Source organism: Massilia mucilaginosa, from assembly GCF_011682145.1.
GTDB classification, from domain to species: domain Bacteria; phylum Pseudomonadota; class Gammaproteobacteria; order Burkholderiales; family Burkholderiaceae_D; genus Telluria_A; species Telluria_A mucilaginosa.
The window spans coordinates 1-15,176 of record NZ_WHJH01000048.1; the positions used below are offsets into that span (position 1 = coordinate 1).

The 15,176-nt window shown below is 59.0% G+C and carries 14 protein-coding genes; 10 read left to right on the forward strand and 4 right to left on the reverse strand.

Annotated features, from left to right (window positions below; genetic code table 11):
- The first annotated feature begins 505 nt into the window (after positions 1-505).
- Positions 506-3,145: an SIR2 family NAD-dependent protein deacylase gene (locus tag F2P45_RS26590; RefSeq protein WP_166881232.1), complete on the forward strand. Its 2,640-nt coding sequence runs from the start codon at positions 506-508 to the stop codon at positions 3,143-3,145.
- Positions 3,146-3,317: 172 nt separating this feature from the next.
- Here the strand turns inward: F2P45_RS26590 and glmS are convergent, their stop codons facing one another.
- A complete protein-coding gene (gene glmS / locus F2P45_RS26595) occupies positions 3,318-5,147 on the reverse strand; it encodes a glutamine--fructose-6-phosphate transaminase (isomerizing) (RefSeq protein WP_166881233.1) in 1,830 nt (609 codons plus the stop codon).
- 162 nt (positions 5,148-5,309) lie between these two features.
- Between glmS and F2P45_RS26600 the strand changes: the two genes are divergently transcribed.
- From F2P45_RS26600 to F2P45_RS26610, 3 genes are all read left to right on the forward strand, one after another.
- On the forward strand, positions 5,310-5,777 hold the full coding sequence (locus tag F2P45_RS26600; RefSeq protein WP_166881234.1) for an Lrp/AsnC family transcriptional regulator: 468 nt from the start codon (positions 5,310-5,312) through the stop codon (positions 5,775-5,777).
- Positions 5,778-5,886: 109 nt separating this feature from the next.
- Positions 5,887-6,666 (forward strand): ABC transporter ATP-binding protein, encoded by a 780-nt coding sequence (locus tag F2P45_RS26605; protein WP_166881235.1) that lies wholly within the window; start codon positions 5,887-5,889, stop codon positions 6,664-6,666.
- A complete protein-coding gene (locus tag F2P45_RS26610; protein WP_166881236.1) occupies positions 6,663-7,868 on the forward strand; it encodes an ABC transporter permease in 1,206 nt (401 codons plus the stop codon). Before F2P45_RS26605 ends, F2P45_RS26610 begins: the two co-directional genes overlap by 4 nt.
- A gap of 97 nt (positions 7,869-7,965) precedes the next feature.
- Here the strand turns inward: F2P45_RS26610 and glmU are convergent, their stop codons facing one another.
- Complete coding sequence (gene glmU / locus F2P45_RS26615) at positions 7,966-9,342, reverse strand: bifunctional UDP-N-acetylglucosamine diphosphorylase/glucosamine-1-phosphate N-acetyltransferase GlmU (protein WP_166881237.1); 1,377 nt, start codon at positions 9,340-9,342, stop codon at positions 7,966-7,968.
- Positions 9,343-9,369: 27 nt separating this feature from the next.
- Between glmU and F2P45_RS26620 the strand changes: the two genes are divergently transcribed.
- The 5 genes from F2P45_RS26620 (at position 9,370) to F2P45_RS26640 (ending at position 12,948) form a co-directional block, all read left to right on the forward strand.
- On the forward strand, positions 9,370-10,266 hold the full coding sequence (locus tag F2P45_RS26620) for a DUF6279 family lipoprotein (RefSeq protein WP_166881238.1): 897 nt from the start codon (positions 9,370-9,372) through the stop codon (positions 10,264-10,266).
- A 118-nt stretch (positions 10,267-10,384) separates the two neighbouring features.
- Complete coding sequence (gene rsmD, locus F2P45_RS26625) at positions 10,385-11,029, forward strand: 16S rRNA (guanine(966)-N(2))-methyltransferase RsmD (RefSeq protein ID WP_166881239.1); 645 nt, start codon at positions 10,385-10,387, stop codon at positions 11,027-11,029.
- 120 nt (positions 11,030-11,149) lie between these two features.
- Positions 11,150-11,647: a pantetheine-phosphate adenylyltransferase gene (gene coaD / locus F2P45_RS26630; protein ID WP_054265447.1), complete on the forward strand. Its 498-nt coding sequence runs from the start codon at positions 11,150-11,152 to the stop codon at positions 11,645-11,647.
- Between the two features lie 14 nt (positions 11,648-11,661).
- The gene (locus F2P45_RS26635; protein ID WP_166881240.1) at positions 11,662-11,928 is read left to right on the forward strand and encodes a YfhL family 4Fe-4S dicluster ferredoxin; all 267 of its coding nucleotides are present in this window, start codon (positions 11,662-11,664) and stop codon (positions 11,926-11,928) included.
- Positions 11,929-12,351: 423 nt separating this feature from the next.
- The gene (locus tag F2P45_RS26640; RefSeq protein ID WP_229505319.1) at positions 12,352-12,948 is read left to right on the forward strand and encodes a chalcone isomerase family protein; all 597 of its coding nucleotides are present in this window, start codon (positions 12,352-12,354) and stop codon (positions 12,946-12,948) included.
- Positions 12,949-13,028: 80 nt separating this feature from the next.
- Here the strand turns inward: F2P45_RS26640 and F2P45_RS26645 are convergent, their stop codons facing one another.
- On the reverse strand, positions 13,029-13,316 hold the full coding sequence (locus F2P45_RS26645) for a hypothetical protein (protein ID WP_166881241.1): 288 nt from the start codon (positions 13,314-13,316) through the stop codon (positions 13,029-13,031).
- A gap of 144 nt (positions 13,317-13,460) precedes the next feature.
- Between F2P45_RS26645 and F2P45_RS26650 the strand changes: the two genes are divergently transcribed.
- Positions 13,461-14,411 (forward strand): LysR family transcriptional regulator, encoded by a 951-nt coding sequence (locus tag F2P45_RS26650; protein WP_166881242.1) that lies wholly within the window; start codon positions 13,461-13,463, stop codon positions 14,409-14,411.
- A gap of 31 nt (positions 14,412-14,442) precedes the next feature.
- On the opposite strand, the gene F2P45_RS26655 is transcribed toward F2P45_RS26650, so the two are convergent.
- On the reverse strand, positions 14,443-15,060 hold the full coding sequence (locus F2P45_RS26655; protein WP_166881243.1) for an FMN-dependent NADH-azoreductase: 618 nt from the start codon (positions 15,058-15,060) through the stop codon (positions 14,443-14,445).
- Positions 15,061-15,176 lie beyond the last annotated feature (116 nt).

Consider the following 15,176-nt stretch of genomic DNA (forward strand, 5'->3'; position numbering starts at 1 on the left):
ACATTTCTGCGTCATCCGTTCTTGCCTCGATACCCTGCGAAAACAGGGCCACAACATGCTCGCAGTGCTACAGCGCGCATTTGTCGGCGCGCCTATCCCATCAGTTGCATAGCGGCTGAATAGTTACCCGAAAATTAGCAATGGAAGGTGGGGTAAATAGACCGCTTACTGAATAGAGCGTTACTTGTTCAGGCTGCGTGGCTCGCGCAGCACGGCCTGCTTCGGCCATTGGTGGAGTATGTCGATTCCAACTTCTTCACCAAGATAGGTCCGCCGTTCGATGGGATTACGTCAGGCAGCAGCTACTTCTCAATGTTGGCGCGTCTGGTCGAGGTGCTTTCGGAGAGATTGGATCCAGCAATCGAAAGACCAATCGTTGTTCAATGGAGTTCGAGCGTCGAAGAAATCCTCGCCCCCTGGTGATTTCCACCTCTTCGTTCCAGGACGAATTTGCTCATTGTGCAACAACAATGTATATTTGCAGAACAAAATAGACTTGTAATCGATGTTCCATTACTTCCCCCCTGTACTGCAACCGAAAAAGCAAAATATGACGCTACCTGTTGAACGCATCGTAAAATTTTTCGACGACGCCAAACGACCTATTCTTTTTTCTGGAGCGGGAGTATCCGCGAAAGCCGGAATTCCCGTTTGGGGGAAATTGTTAACAAACCTCGCCGAGTGGTTGCGTTCAAAAGACCCATTAATTGCGAATAAGATAGTAGAGTTAATTGCAAAATACGATTTTTTGCGTGCCGCAGAGTTCTTTTTCCTCAGCGACGCTGTAACCGATAAAGAGAGATTCGGGCAATTACTACAAGAACTCCTGCCGACGCACCCTGAAAAAATAGACATATTATGTTCTCTACCTTTTGTTGCGGCTGTTACAACAAATTTCGACCGCACACTTCTAGATAGTTTCGCCGCTGTCCGCGGAAAAGCTCCCATCGACTTTAAACGAGGAGACAGTTCGTTTCGACAGGCCCTGCATTCAGACGAATTATATGTATGTAGGGTTCACGGATTCGTGGAAGACCCTGAGTCAATTGTCTTGACTAGCCGTCATTTTGACGAAATTGATAAAGATCCTTACTACCGTGATTACGTCGCAAGTATATTTACCCGAGCCAACTTATTACTTGTCGGTCTATCATTTTCGGACCCTGCGATCCTTGCGGTGCTACAAGCAGTAAATAACGCGTATGGCCCCCTTGCTGTAGGTGAGCATTTAGCCGTCGTACCGACAGATGTATCAAGTGATGTACTGAGTCGGTTGAATCGATTAAACATCGAAGTCGTATACTATGATCATCCGCCGGGTGATTTTTCCCATTCAGAATTGTGGAATGTGATCGGTGCCGTCGAAAAAGAATTGAAGGACCGTGCTAAGACAACTGTCAAAATTTCAGAAATTCCCACGGAAATTCGCCCTTTTGATACGGCAAAGAAGTATTTAGCGTCTTGCTACGCTAGATCTACCTTGGGATCACAGATCGGTCCGTTACGGGAAGCGATAGTCGAGGGTATGGTAAGTGCCATCGTCCAAAGTGCTTCACCGAACTCCGTTTCCACGGCGGATTTGGTGAAACGAATCCATCTAGACACAAGTCTTAGCATGGAGAATTCGGAAGAATTGGTTAAAACTAGCCTAACCACACTCAGCGACGAAAAACTTTGCATCTGGCATAAGAGGTCGGCCGAGAAAAAGGTCAATTGGATAGGTGCAACGGACGACAAAAATCAATTAGAGGCAGCAATCAGCAAATTGGTTAGTAATACAGTGGACCGCGCGTTCGTCGAAGAGGGATATCGTTCGACTACTGATAGCAAGAAGTCTTTAAGTGCATTTTTCACCCAGTTGGTTTTGCAGCGGGGATGGGATCTTGGTGCGGCCTTCGCAAGTGGAAAGATACCTAAAGGCGCGGACTTCAAAGTACTAATGTTTCAGGTCGCGCGTACTTTGCACACAAGCGACGTAGAGCTTTTATCGCGAGTCTGCGAACGGATGATTCACAATCCCACCGGCGAAGAGGCAGCTATCTTGGCTGCGCTTGGACGTGCCAGCTTTGGTCTCGAACTAGCTTTGCAGGCCCCAAGGTCGCAAATGCTGCACTCCTCCACATTACCGTCGAGAATTTATTTAGATGCCAATGTCGTGATGCCGGCGTTTATTGTTGGCCACACATACCACTCTATTTACGCTCATACAATCGACTCCTTGAAGACAGCTTCTACGGGAAACGGTCCTCTTCAAATTTGTACTACGTACGGTTATCTGAACGAAATTGTAAGTCATCGTAAACTTGCGGTCGCTCAGTTTGAGGATAATCCAGAACATTTTCAAAGTGACGTAATCAAAGAGGCGATCTTTTCAGGCTCGACCAACATGAACGTTTTTGTCGGTGCTTACGCAAATATGGCAAGCTCGAATTCTTCTCTTAGCTTTCCTACATTCATGGCGGAATTTGCGCCGTTTGTGACTGAGATGGAATTGGCTAGATGGCTGTCGGATCGAGGTGTCCATTTAATCAAGAAAGAGCAAGTTGCAGGTACTCTAAGTATGTCCGATATTTCTCTCGAACTACAAAAAGGATATGCGTCTTCCCTAAAATCGAATAAGGACGTGCGGCTCCTCGAACACGATTCCGTGCAGTTGGCCTCCCTATTCCGCGATGTCGAGAATGGCGTTAGAGCTGTTCTAGTAACTGCAGATCGGCGACTCCGCGAAGTTGTCGGTGCCTCAAAACTAAAGAACCTGGCTAGCCACATGGTTAGTCATGTTGGCCTAACGCAGCTCGTAGATCTCCTAATTGGTGCAAATTCAGACAATCGATCTCTCGCGCATCTTCTTTGGGATTCTACAATTTCCGAACGATCAAATGAGCTAAGACGCTATTTCATCGGACTTGCGCTTCGCCATTATGATGAGGCAATGGCTATGGAGTTGCCAGGCTTAGTTGAAAAGTTTACGGATCAAGTTATGACTGAAGCTAGACGTAAAGGCATTCATGTCGATAACAGAGTTAATAGCGAACAACGCGATTGGTTTAACATTGCAGGTTCGTTTGAGGACCGATTTTTCGCGGCGATTAGTGAGAAGATCCAACTTCGGCAGAAGCAGGCTGAGGCCGATAATGCGGGGTGACAAAACTGAGTTACGAAGCCACGCGTGGGTCACGTATTTGGCACTTCGTGCAAGCTTGGTTCGTTCGATTGTGGTTTGACCAGAAAGTGGTCGGGAGTGGCGTACCTCCCCGACCAACTTTATTGTTTACCGACCGACTTTATTGTTTCCAATCAAAAGCCAGCAAGCAGTCTTACTCCACCGTCACCGATTTCGCCAGATTCCGCGGCTTGTCCACATCCGTGCCCTTGGCCAGCGCGGTGTGATACGCCAGCAATTGCAGCGCCACCACGTGCAGGATCGGCGACAGCAGGCCATAGTGTTCCGGCAAGCGGATCACATGCAAGCCATCGCCCGAGGTAATGCGCGAATCCACATCGGCAAACACATACAGCTGACCGCCACGCGCGCGCACTTCCTGCATGTTCGATTTCAGCTTTTCCAGCAGCGCATCATTCGGCGCAATCGTCACCACCGGCATTTCATCGGTCACCAGCGCCAGCGGGCCGTGTTTCAGTTCGCCCGCCGGATACGCTTCGGCGTGGATGTACGAAATTTCCTTGAGCTTCAACGCGCCTTCCAGGGCGATCGGATAGTGCATGCCGCGGCCCAGGAACAGCGCGTTGTCCTTGCGCGCAAAGTCGTCGGCCCAGGCGATGATCTGCGGTTCCAGCGCCAGCACGGCGGAAATGGCCACCGGCAGGTGACGCATTTCTTTCAGGTAGGTCGCTTCTTCTTCATCGGAGAGGCGGCCATTGACCTGCGCCAGCGTCAAGGTCAGCAGGAACAGCGCGGCCAGCTGGGTGGTGAAGGCCTTGGTCGAGGCCACGCCCACTTCCACGCCGGCGCGGGTGATGTACGCCAGGGCGCATTCACGCACCATGGCGCTGGTCGCCACGTTGCAGATGGTCAGGGTGTGCACCATGCCCAGGCTGCGCGCATGCTTGAGCGCGGCCAGGGTGTCGGCCGTTTCGCCACTCTGCGAAATCGTCACCACCAGGGTGTTCGGATGCGGCACGCTGTCGCGGTAGCGGTATTCGCTGGCGATCTCGACCTGGACCGGGACCTTGGCCACCGATTCCATCCAGTACTTGGCGGTCAGGCCGGAGTAGTAGCTGGTGCCGCAGGCCAGGATCAGCACGCGGTCGATCTGCTTGAAGACCTTGAACGCGTCGTCGCCGAACAGTTCCGGCATGATGCCGGTGACGCCTTCGAGCGTGTCGCCGATGACGCGCGGTTGCTCGAAGATTTCTTTCTGCATGTAGTGGCGATACGGACCGAGCTCGGCGGCGCCGGTGTGGGCGTGCACGGTTTTCATGTCGCGCTCGACCGGCTTGCCGTCGACGTCGACGATCCAGACCTTGGCCAGTTGCAGGTCGACCACGTCGCCTTCTTCCAGATAGATGATCTGGTCGGTGGTGCCGGCCAGCGCCATGGCGTCGGAGGCGACGAAGTTCTCGCCCTGGCCGATGCCGACGATCAGCGGCGAACCCTGGCGCGCGGCAACCACGCGGTGCGGCTCTTCGCGGCTGAACACGGCAATCGCGTAGGCGCCGTGCAGGCGCTTGACGGCCAGCTGGACCGTCTCGAACAGGTCGCCGCTATACATGTGGTCAACCAGGTGGGCGATGACTTCGGTATCGGTCTGGCTCTGGAACACGTAGCCGAGCGCAGTCAGTTCGGCGCGCAGTTCGTCGTGGTTTTCGATGATGCCGTTGTGGACCAGCGCGATGCGGGCGTTCTCTTCGGTTGGCGAAAAGTGCGGGTGCGCATTGTGCGATGCCGGCGCGCCGTGCGTGGCCCAGCGCGTGTGGGCGATGCCGGTGAAGCCTTGCAGGCCCACGCTCTCGATCTGGGTTTCGAGGTCGGCCACGCGCGAGGTGCTGCGCGAACGCAACAGCTTGCCGTCGACGTGCAGCGCGACGCCGCACGAGTCGTAACCGCGGTACTCAAGGCGCTTGAGACCTTCGACCAGGATGGGGGTAATGTTACGTTGTGCTACTGCTCCGACGATACCGCACATGATGACCTCGATGTAGAAATGAATGAATGCGCAGATCGTAGTTGAGCCAGCATGAAATATGCTTTCTAATTTGATGTATTATTGATACATAATTTCATCAACCAGTTTGCATGAATTATTCTTTCATTTATCAGTAAAAATCTTTGCGGATCATCAAACGCCATGCTTAGCAACGAACTCGACGACGTCGACCGTCGCATCCTCAATATCCTCCAGCTTGATGCATCGCACACCAATGCGGAGCTGGCCGAGCTGGTCCACGTGTCGCCGCCGACCTGTCTGCGCCGGGTCAAGTACATGAACGAAGGCGGCATCATCGAGCGCCAGGTGGTGATCGTCTCGCCCGAAAAAGTCGGCGCGCGCCTGACCGCCATCGTCGAGATCACGCTCGATGTGCAGGCCGCAGAGCGCATGGCCGAGTTCGAGCAGCACGTCGCCGCCGAAGCAGCCGTGCTGCAATGCTACCGGGTCGCGCCCGGCCCCGATTTCGTGCTCATCGTGCAGGTGGCCGACATGCCGGCCTACCACGCGCTGGCGCACCGCCTGTTTGCCACGCGCACCAATGTACGTAACGTCAAAGCCTATTTCTCCACCTTCCGCAGCAAGTTCGAAACCCGCATCGCCGTCTGACTATTGCCATTGAGTAATCGCAACGGCACCCCGCCCGAAACGGGTTCTACTCGAACGTGGCGCGCGTCCTCCTGGTGATGCGCGCACTGACGAGGCGGGAGGTGGACCGATGGATGTCATTCTGGAACACGACGGGCCGATGCCCCCGGCGCCCAAGCCCCCGGGCGACCTGGTGCGGCTGGCGCGGGTGCACAAGTATTACGGTGGAGGACTGTCCGGCGTGCACGCGCTCGATGGCGTCGAGCTGCAAGTGGGCGAAGCCGAGATGGTGGCCATTTGCGGCCCCTCGGGCAGCGGCAAGACCACCTTGCTCAACCTCATCGGCATGCTCGATCACGCCACCGAAGGCAGTATCGTGATCGCCAAGCTGCTCATTGCGCGCCTGCCGGAACAGGCGCGCGCCGACCTGCGCAATGAAATGATGGGCTTCGTGTTCCAGGCGTTTACCCTGATTCCGGTGCTGACCGCGCGCGAAAACGTGCTGCTGCCGCTGATGCTGCGCGAATCGCTCACGCCCAAGGCCTTGCGCGCCGCCAACGCGCGCGCCGGCGACCTGCTCAACCAGCTTGGCCTGGCCAGCCATGCCGATACCTATCCGCCGCGCCTCGACCCCAGCCAGAGCCAGCGCGTGGCCATTGCCCGGGCGTTGATGACGCGGCCGCGCCTGGTGCTGGCCGACGAGCCCACCTCGCGCCTGGACAGCGCCAGCATCCGCCTGGTGATGGATCTGTTCGTCCAGCAGCAAAACGAGCACGGCACCACCTTCATCATCGCCACGCGCGACCAGCGCCAGCTGGGCCGCAGCACGCGCACCTTGCAGCTGCAGGAAGGGCGCCTGCACGTCGCGCTGGGCGACCCGGAACGCCAGCCCTTCCGGGTCCGTTTATGAGCCCGTACCGGCTGGCCTTGCGCACCCTGCTGCTTAACCGTCCACGCAACGTGCTGGCGACCTTGCTGATCGCGGCCAGCCTGTGCGTGCTCGACCTGTTTGCGGGCAGCATCGCCAGCACCCGCGCCGGGATCGAATACCAGGCCGTCATCGTGGAACGCATGGGCCACCTGACCGTGTTGCCGGGCCCGGTGGCGGGCGCGCCGCGCCAACTGCGGCGCTTCAGTCCGGACGAAGCAGGGCGCGTGCGCGCCTTGCTGGCCGGCGTGAAAGGGATCGCGCTGGTGGTGCCGGAAATGAGCGTGTCCGGGATCGCCGCCGCCGGCAAACGCTCGGCCACGTTTGCGGGGCTGGGACTGCGCATGCCGGATGCGCCGGGCGGGGCGCTGTTGCAGGCGGCGCCGGGCAAGCTGCAGGCGGGCGTGGGCAATGGCGTTGCCATCAGCCAGGCCAAGGCCGCAGCGCTAACGCTGCGCGTGGGCAGCGCGGTCACGCTCACGGCCGCTGTGCCCGATGCGGCGCCACGGCAAGTGGTGGCGCAGGTGGTCGATGTGTATGCGGCGGGCGCCGGCGACGAGCAGGCCCGTTCGATGCTGATGCCTCTGGCGCTGGCGCAGGACTTGCTCAACACCGGCGGCAGCGAGCATTTTGTTGTTTTTTTGTCAGACACGGCATTGATGGAACAGCAGCGCGGCGCACTGGCGGCGGCGCTGCGCAAGGCGGGAATCCAGGCCGAGGTGCGCACCTGGCAGGAGTTGTCGCACACCTACATGCGCGCGCGCAGTGCGTCCGACCTGGCGTTCGACAGCATTGCGGGGATGGTGTTTGCCGTGATTGCGGCAAGCATTGCCGCCACCATGTCGATCACTGTGCTGGAACGGCGGCGCGAAGTGGCGACCCTGCGCGCGCTGGGCATGCGTAGTCATTCGGTGTTTTTGATGCTGGTGGCGGAAGCGCTGGGCATGGCGGTGATGGGGGTGGTGGCGAGCCTGGTCGGCAGCGCCGTGATCGCGTGGGTGATCAACCGGGTGAGCCTGGCGGACGGCGCGCCGCAGGCGTTGGCGGGGGCGATGCCGGTCGAGCTCGATGTGAACCGGATGATGATGGCCGTGGCGGCGGTGCTGGCGGTGGCCTTGATGGCGGCGCTGGTGCCGGCGTTCAAGGCGGCAAGGGCGCATGTGGCGGCCGGGCTGGCGGGGTGAGGATGCAGCGCTTGCGTCCGCACCGTCGCTAACGTCGAAACTTTCGCTAACATTAAGACCGTCTCTCCCGCGCCTTGGCGCGGGAGAGACGGCGAACTTACTTCTTCACCTTCACCGGCCGCGACCAGTTTTCAATCGTCGTCTGCCTGGCACGCGAAATGGTCAGCTTGCCGGCCGGCGCATCTTTCGACAAGGTGGTCCCGGCCCCCAGGGTCGCGCCCTTGCCAACCGTAACCGGCGCGATCAGCTGGCTGTCGCTGCCGATAAACGCATCATCTTCAATCACGGTGCGGAACTTGTTGGCACCGTCGTAATTGCACGTGATCGTGCCAGCGCCAATGTTCACGCGCGAACCCACCGTGGCGTCGCCCACATACGCCAGGTGATTGGCCTTGCTGTGCGCGGCGATCTGGCTGTTCTTGATCTCGACGAAGTTACCGATATGAACGTCTTCGGCCAGCTCGGTCCCCGGACGCAAGCGCGCATACGGCCCGATCACCGACTTGGCGCCGACCACCGCATCTTCAATATGACAGAACGGTTTGATATTGGTTCCCGCCGCGATGCGCGCGTTGACCAGCACATTGTGCGCGCCCACGCAGACGCCGTCGCCCAGTTCCACGCGGCCTTCGAACACGCAGCCGACATCGATGGTCACATCGCGTCCGCAGATCAGTTCGCCACGCACGTCGATGCGCGCCGGATCCAGCAGGGTCACGCCTTTTTCCAGCAGCGCATGGGCAATGTTGAGCTGGTGACGACGCTCCAGCTCGGCCAGTTGCACCTTGCTGTTCACGCCGGCCACTTCCCACTCGGCCGAGGGATTGGCCGAGACCACCGGCACGCCGTCCAGCACGGCCTGGGCCACGATGTCGGTCAGGTAATACTCGCCCTGCGCGTTGTTGTTCGACAGCGAACCGAGCCATTTTTTCAGGTGGCGCGTCGGGGCGACCATGATGCCGCTGTTGATTTCGCAGATGGCGCGTTCGGCTTCGTTGGCATCCTTTTCCTCGACGATGCGGGTAATCGTGCCGCCTTCGCGCACGATGCGGCCCAGGCCGAACGGATTAGCCTGTACCACGGTCAGGATGCCGAGCTTGTCCGTGCCGGCGGCCTCGACCAAACGCTTGAGCGAGGCCACGGCGGTCAGCGGCACGTCGCCGTACAGGATCAGGGTCGGCGCATTGTCATCGAGCTGCGGCACGGCCTGGCTGACCGCGTGGCCGGTGCCGAGTTGCGGCTCTTGCAGCGCGGTATCGATAGCGGCGTGGCCGGTGCTGTCCTGGCTTTTCAGCATCTCCGGCACCGCTGCGCCGCCGTGGCCGTAAATAACGCATAATTTGCTCGGTGCAAGTGCCCTTGCCGTATCGATCACATGCTGCAGGAGGGGTTTGCCCGCCAGCGGGTGCAGCACTTTCGGCAGCGCAGATTGCATACGCTTTCCCATTCCAGCGGCAAGAATCACTACGTTCATAAGCGTTCGTTCAAAAAGAGTTAATAAATGAAAAAGTTTAACACGCAGGAACCACTTTCCCGGCGCTTTCGCGTTCTTTGCATGCTCGCCGCGATGGCCGTGCTGACGGCCTGCAGCGGCATCAAACTGGCCTACAACCAGGGCGACACCTTGCTGTACTGGTGGCTGGACGCCTATGTCGACCTCGATTCGGAGCAGGCGCCGGAGGTCAAGCAGGATATCAAGGAACTGTTCAAGTGGCATCGCCAGACCCAGTTGAAGGACTATGTCCACATCCTCACTCATGCCCAGCGCCAACTCGCAGGCAATCTGAGCAAGGCCGACCTGGACGCCGACTACCGCGACATCATGACGCGCACAGAATTGCTGGCGCGAAAGGCCTTGCCGGAATTGACCGACCTGGCGCTTTCGATCAAGCCCGAGCAGTTGGCGCACATCGAAAAGAAGTTCGACAAGAACAACGAAACCTTCCGCAAGAAGTTTGTGCGCGGCAGCGTCGAGGACTTGCAGGAAAAGCGTTTCAAGAAGTCGATGGAGCAGTTCGACCTGTGGTTCGGCGACTTCAGCAAGGAACAGGAAGTGCTCTTGCGCAAGGCTTCCGATGCGCGTCCGCTGAACAACCAGCTCTGGCTCGACGAGCGCATCCGGCGCCAGCAAAAGATCATGGCGGTGCTGCGCAAGATCGATAAGGAGAACCTGAGCAAGGAGGCGGCCGCGCCGCTGGTGCAGGGCCTGGTCAAGGACATGCTGGCGCGCACGCAAAGTCCCGAGAACAAGGAGTTTTTCGATACCTACACGGACGGCACGATGCAGATGATCCTGACGGCCGTGAAGATCGCCACGCCGGAGCAGAAAGCCCATGCGCAAAAACGCATGCAGGGCTGGATCAGCGACTTCAACATCCTCGCTGCCGACACCAGGTAAGCGCATCCGCATGACCCGCGCACCCGCCGCCCGGCGGGTGCGCAAGTTCCCCGCCACACCGCAACGCCCATTCCCCCCATGATATAGTGCGCCGGATCAGCAATCCGTCCCCGTCGCCATGCAAAAGAAACCCGCCAAAGTCCCGGTGCACCGTCCGCCGCCGCCCAAACAAGTCCGCATTATCGGCGGCGCCTGGAAGCGTTCGACGCTGCCGGTGCTCGACGCGCTCGGCCTGCGTCCCACCCCGGACCGGGTGCGCGAAACGGTCTTTAACTGGATCAGCCACCTGTGGGACGCCAACTGGGCCGGCGCCGACTGCCTCGACCTGTTCGCCGGCAGCGGCGCGCTCGGTTTCGAAGCGGCCAGCCGCGGCGCCCGCTCGGTCACCATGGTCGACAACCACACGCCCGTGGTGCGCCAGCTCGGCGATGTCAAGCTCAAGCTCAAGGCCGAGAACGTCCAGGTCGCCCGCGGCGAAGCCCTTGCCACCGCGCAAAACATGGCGCTGCGCGGCCAGCGCTTCCATCTGGTGTTCCTCGATCCGCCCTACCAGCAAAACCTGCTCGAACGCAGCCTGCCGCTGTGCATCGGCCTGCTCGCCGAGGATGGCCTGGTGTATGCCGAATCCGGCGCGCCGCTGCCGTTCGAAGCGGAAGACGGCAGCGCCGTGCCCGACTGGCTCGCGCCATGGGAAGCGGTGCGTAACGACAAGGCGGGCATCGTCTTCTATTACCTGCTCAAGCTGCGCAAAACGGCAGCGTAAGCACCATTTGCCAGCGCTTTGTTCGGCCGCGCTCAAGGCCGCCCGATGGCGCTACCGGGGGCGCGCATAAATTTCAGGCATAATGCGCGTTCTATATTGGTGCATCTCTAGGGAGCCGCAATGGTTGTAGCCGTTTATCCAGGAACCTTTGACCCGCTCACGCGCGGCCATGAGGATTTGGTGCGCCGTGCGTCCGGGCTGTTCGACAGCCTGATCGTGGGCGTGGCCGACAGCAAGAACAAACGCCCGTTTTTCTCGCTGGACGAGCGCCTGGAAATCGCCAATGAGGTGCTGGGCCATTATCCGAACGTGCGGGTCGAGAGTTTTTCGGGCCTGCTCAAGGATTTCGTGCGCAAGCATGACGCCCGCGTCATCGTGCGCGGCCTGCGCGCCGTCTCCGACTTCGAATACGAGTTCCAGATGGCGGGCATGAACCGCTACCTGCTGCCCGATGTCGAAACCCTGTTCCTGACACCATCCGACCAGTACCAGTTTATCTCCGGCACCATCGTGCGCGAGATTGCCATGCTGGGCGGCGATGTGTCCAAGTTCGTGTTTCCATCGGTCGACCGCTGGCTGCAGAAGAAAATCGCCACCATGGCGCCGCCTTCCGAATAAAAAGCGAAGCAATCATGGCCTTACTGATTACCGACGACTGCATCAACTGCGACGTGTGCGAGCCCGAGTGCCCGAACGACGCCATTTACATGGGTGCCGAGATCTACGAGATCGACCCCAATAAATGCACGGAATGCGTCGGCCACTTCGATGAGCCGCAATGCCAGCAGGTGTGCCCGGTCAGCTGCATTCCGTTCAACCCGGCCTGGCGCGAAACGCCGGAACAGTTGCGCGCGAAATACGAGCGCCTGACCGCCGGCAAGGACACCCCGGCCGCCTGACGCGCTTGCGGCAGGCTGAACCGGGTAGCGGGCCGCCTGACCCGCTTTTCAGTTGTCTTGCCAACTTATAAAGTCATGTGCCTTTACAGCCACACTTTTGTTCTATAACCATCAACTTCCTCGCCTAAAATGCCCTTGCGGCAATTTTTTTGGGAAATTCGATGGTATATTTGCCTAGTTCCTTAGCGCCCCGCCATGACATTTTCCTCGCAACCCGCATCCCGGCCCTATCTCGACCGCACAAAAAGTCTATAATACCCGCCGCGTAAATACGATGGCGGCGATAGTCGTGTCGTCCGTCGTGCCTGCTGCTGCGTTGAAGAAAATGCGGGGTTGCCTTTTGAGAACACAACGCTGGCGAACCGCAGGCCGGCGCCACGGGGTTTTATGCGGAACAAAAATAGTCAAACCACTGGAGACACCATGATCGCAATGAACAGTTTTAGTTTCAAAGGCTTGTTAGCAGGTATCGTCCTCGCCTGCGCCTTCGGCCAGGGTGCCTCCGCGGCGGAGATCAGCGGCGTCAAGCTCGACGATACCGTCAAGATCGGCGGCAAGGAGCTCAAGCTCAACGGCTACGGCATGCGCCAGAAATTCGTGGCCAAGGTATACGTCACCTCGCTGTATCTGCCGGAAAAGAGCAAGTCCCTGGCTGAAATCATGAAGATGGACGGCCCGCGCCGCGTCACCCTGGTGATGATGCGCGACCTGACCTCGGACGATTTCGGCGACGCCTTCATGAGCGGGCTGAACAAGAATCTCGACAACAACGAAAAAGCCAAGATCGTCACCCAGATCAGCAAATTCGGCGAAATGTTCGCCTTGCTGCAAGTGCTGAAAAAGGGCGATGTGCTGCACCTGGACTGGATTCCCGGTGTCGGCACCCAGTGCGAATTCAACGAGAAGAAAATCGGCGAGGTCGTGCCCGATATCGCTTTCTACAATGCGATCCTGCGCATCTGGATGGGCGAGCATCCGGTCGATACGCACTTGAAGACAGCTCTGCTCGGCGGCAAATAAAGTCTCCTAGCAATAAAAAAGCGGCGCCGGTGATACCAGGCGCCGCTTTTTTATGGGCTGCCGGGGCAACCGCGAGGCAATCAGGAACGGGCCGCCATGGCGCGCAGTTCCGCAGTCAGGCTGGCGTTGCCGGACGACGAATTGGTCATCCGTTGCAGCAGCTTGGCATTGCGCATATTGCGTTGCGCGGCAATCTGGTCCTTGCTCATGCGTGGTTTGACCACCAGCACCAGCGCGCGGAAAATACCAAGCAGCAAAGGCTTGAAGAACAGGGCAAGGGCGGCAATCGCCAGGAACAGGCCCGCGCCGCGCACCAGCGGCATCAGCGACAGGGCGACATCGCCGGCGGTTTGAAGCAGAGTAGACATGATAGTGAAAACACAGGATCAGTTGTTATGTGTCAACTATAGTGCAACGCAACATATAAATCCAATTCCAATATCCAATACCGATTATATCAATGGTGAATGGATTGCGGTATGATAGCTAATCGCTAACTCTTTTCGATCATCATGAGCTTTCTGACCCTGGATTTGAACCTGCTGCGCGTGTTCGACGCGGTGATGACCGAGCAAAACCTGACGCGCGCGGCCGGGCACCTGGCGATGACCCAGCCGGCGGTGTCGAACGCGATCAAGCGCTTGCGCGAGAGTCTGGGCGATGAATTGCTGATCCGCACGGCCTACGGCGTCAAGCCGACCCCGCGCGCCGAGCTGCTGTGGCCGGCCGTGCGCCAGGCGCTGGCCGGGCTGGAAGCGGCGGTCACGCCGGAAACGTTCGATGTCTCCAAGGCGCACGCCACCTTCCGCATGGCGATGGCGGACGCCACGGCGGCGTTCTGGCTGCCTTCGCTGATGCGCTCGATCGAGAGCGAAGCGCCGGGCGTGAACGTGCGCATGGTGCCGCTGACCACGCGCGAACCGCGCCCGATGCTGCTGCGCGGCGATATCGACCTGGCGGTGGGGTTTTTCCCCGGGGTGGCGGCGCAGTTGTCGAGCGACACCAGTTCGCCGATCCGCCATGAGCGCCTGTATTCCGGCCATTATGTGTGCGTGATGCGCAAGAACCATCCGCTGGCCAAGGTCGAGCTGGGGATGGAAAACTATTGCGCGGCGAATCACTTGCTGGTGAGTTTTTCCGGGCGCGCGCATGGCCTGGTGGACGAGGCGCTGGCCCAGCTGGGCCGCGAGCGGCGCATCTTGCTGACCGTGAATCAATTCTTCACGGCCGGGCGGGTGGTGGCCAATTCGGATCTGATCACCGTGCTGCCGAAGCACTTGATCGCCTCGACCGGGATGACCGATGCGCTGGTGTGGCGCGAGCTGCCCTTCAGTTTGCCGGCCGTGCACCTGGACATGCTCTGGCACGAACGCGACGCCCGCAGCCCGGCGCATAAATGGCTGCGCAAGCATCTGGAGGGGATGAATACGAGTACCCTGAGGGCGGTGGCCAACAGCGACTGAGCTGCGGGCTTCACCCCGGTTGCGGCCTGTTTCAGTTCGCCGCGGCGCGTTTGAGGTCGGGCGCCAATTTGGCCACGAAACCGTCCATTGTTTCCTCGCCTAAATCAACCGCCTTGGCGCCGCCGCCGGCAACGAAGGTCACGTCGCTGATACCGATGACACCGAGGATGAGGCGCAGGTATTGCGTGGCGATATCACGCTCGCGGATGGGCGAACCCTCGGTATAGATGCCGCCCGAGGCGATCAGCACCGTCGCCTTTTTGCCGGTAAGCAGTCCGCGCCCATCGAAGCCGAGCGTCATCCCCTTGCGGACGATGTGGTCGATCCATGCCTTCAGGACGGCGGGCACATTGTAATTGTAGACCGGCGTCGCAATGACGATCTGGTCTGCCGCGAGCAGTTCGGCGACCAGTTGATCCGACAGCCGCAGCCTTTCCTTCATCTCGGGCGACTGCTGGGTTGGTGGCGTGAAATACGCTTCCAGCCAGGGTGCCGTGACAAACGGCAAGCCCGTTTCCATCAGGTCGCGCTCGACGACATCGCCGCCCGGGTGCGCGGCCCGCCATTGCTCCACAAACCGGCGCGTCATATGGCGCGAGATCGACGTATTCCCGCGCGGGCTGGTTTCAACCACCAGAAGTTGGGTCATTTGAATATCTCCTTACAAAAGAATTGGCTGCAGGCGGTCACTATACGGCCAGCAATCCCACTGCGGCAGAGATCAAAATATGATACTTTCTATCGGAATTTATGATGAACTATGCA

Excerpts from the sequence above, each read along its gene's own strand:
- F2P45_RS26655 (WP_166881243.1), bottom strand. The coding sequence starts at position 15,060 with ATGACCCAACTTCTGGTGGTTGAAACCAGCCCGCGCGGGAATACGTCG.
- rsmD (WP_166881239.1), top strand. The coding sequence starts at position 10,385 with ATGCAAAAGAAACCCGCCAAAGTCCCGGTGCACCGTCCGCCGCCGCCC.
- F2P45_RS26645 (WP_166881241.1), bottom strand. The coding sequence starts at position 13,316 with ATGTCTACTCTGCTTCAAACCGCCGGCGATGTCGCCCTGTCGCTGATG.
- F2P45_RS26600 (WP_166881234.1), top strand. The coding sequence starts at position 5,310 with ATGCTTAGCAACGAACTCGACGACGTCGACCGTCGCATCCTCAATATC.
- F2P45_RS26640 (WP_229505319.1), top strand. The coding sequence starts at position 12,352 with ATGATCGCAATGAACAGTTTTAGTTTCAAAGGCTTGTTAGCAGGTATC.
- glmU (WP_166881237.1), bottom strand. The coding sequence starts at position 9,342 with ATGAACGTAGTGATTCTTGCCGCTGGAATGGGAAAGCGTATGCAATCT.
- F2P45_RS26590 (WP_166881232.1), top strand. The coding sequence starts at position 506 with ATGTTCCATTACTTCCCCCCTGTACTGCAACCGAAAAAGCAAAATATG.
- F2P45_RS26605 (WP_166881235.1), top strand. The coding sequence starts at position 5,887 with ATGGATGTCATTCTGGAACACGACGGGCCGATGCCCCCGGCGCCCAAG.
- glmS (WP_166881233.1), bottom strand. The coding sequence starts at position 5,147 with ATGTGCGGTATCGTCGGAGCAGTAGCACAACGTAACATTACCCCCATC.
- F2P45_RS26620 (WP_166881238.1), top strand. The coding sequence starts at position 9,370 with ATGAAAAAGTTTAACACGCAGGAACCACTTTCCCGGCGCTTTCGCGTT.
- F2P45_RS26650 (WP_166881242.1), top strand. The coding sequence starts at position 13,461 with ATGAGCTTTCTGACCCTGGATTTGAACCTGCTGCGCGTGTTCGACGCG.
- coaD (WP_054265447.1), top strand. The coding sequence starts at position 11,150 with ATGGTTGTAGCCGTTTATCCAGGAACCTTTGACCCGCTCACGCGCGGC.
- F2P45_RS26635 (WP_166881240.1), top strand. The coding sequence starts at position 11,662 with ATGGCCTTACTGATTACCGACGACTGCATCAACTGCGACGTGTGCGAG.
- F2P45_RS26610 (WP_166881236.1), top strand. The coding sequence starts at position 6,663 with ATGAGCCCGTACCGGCTGGCCTTGCGCACCCTGCTGCTTAACCGTCCA.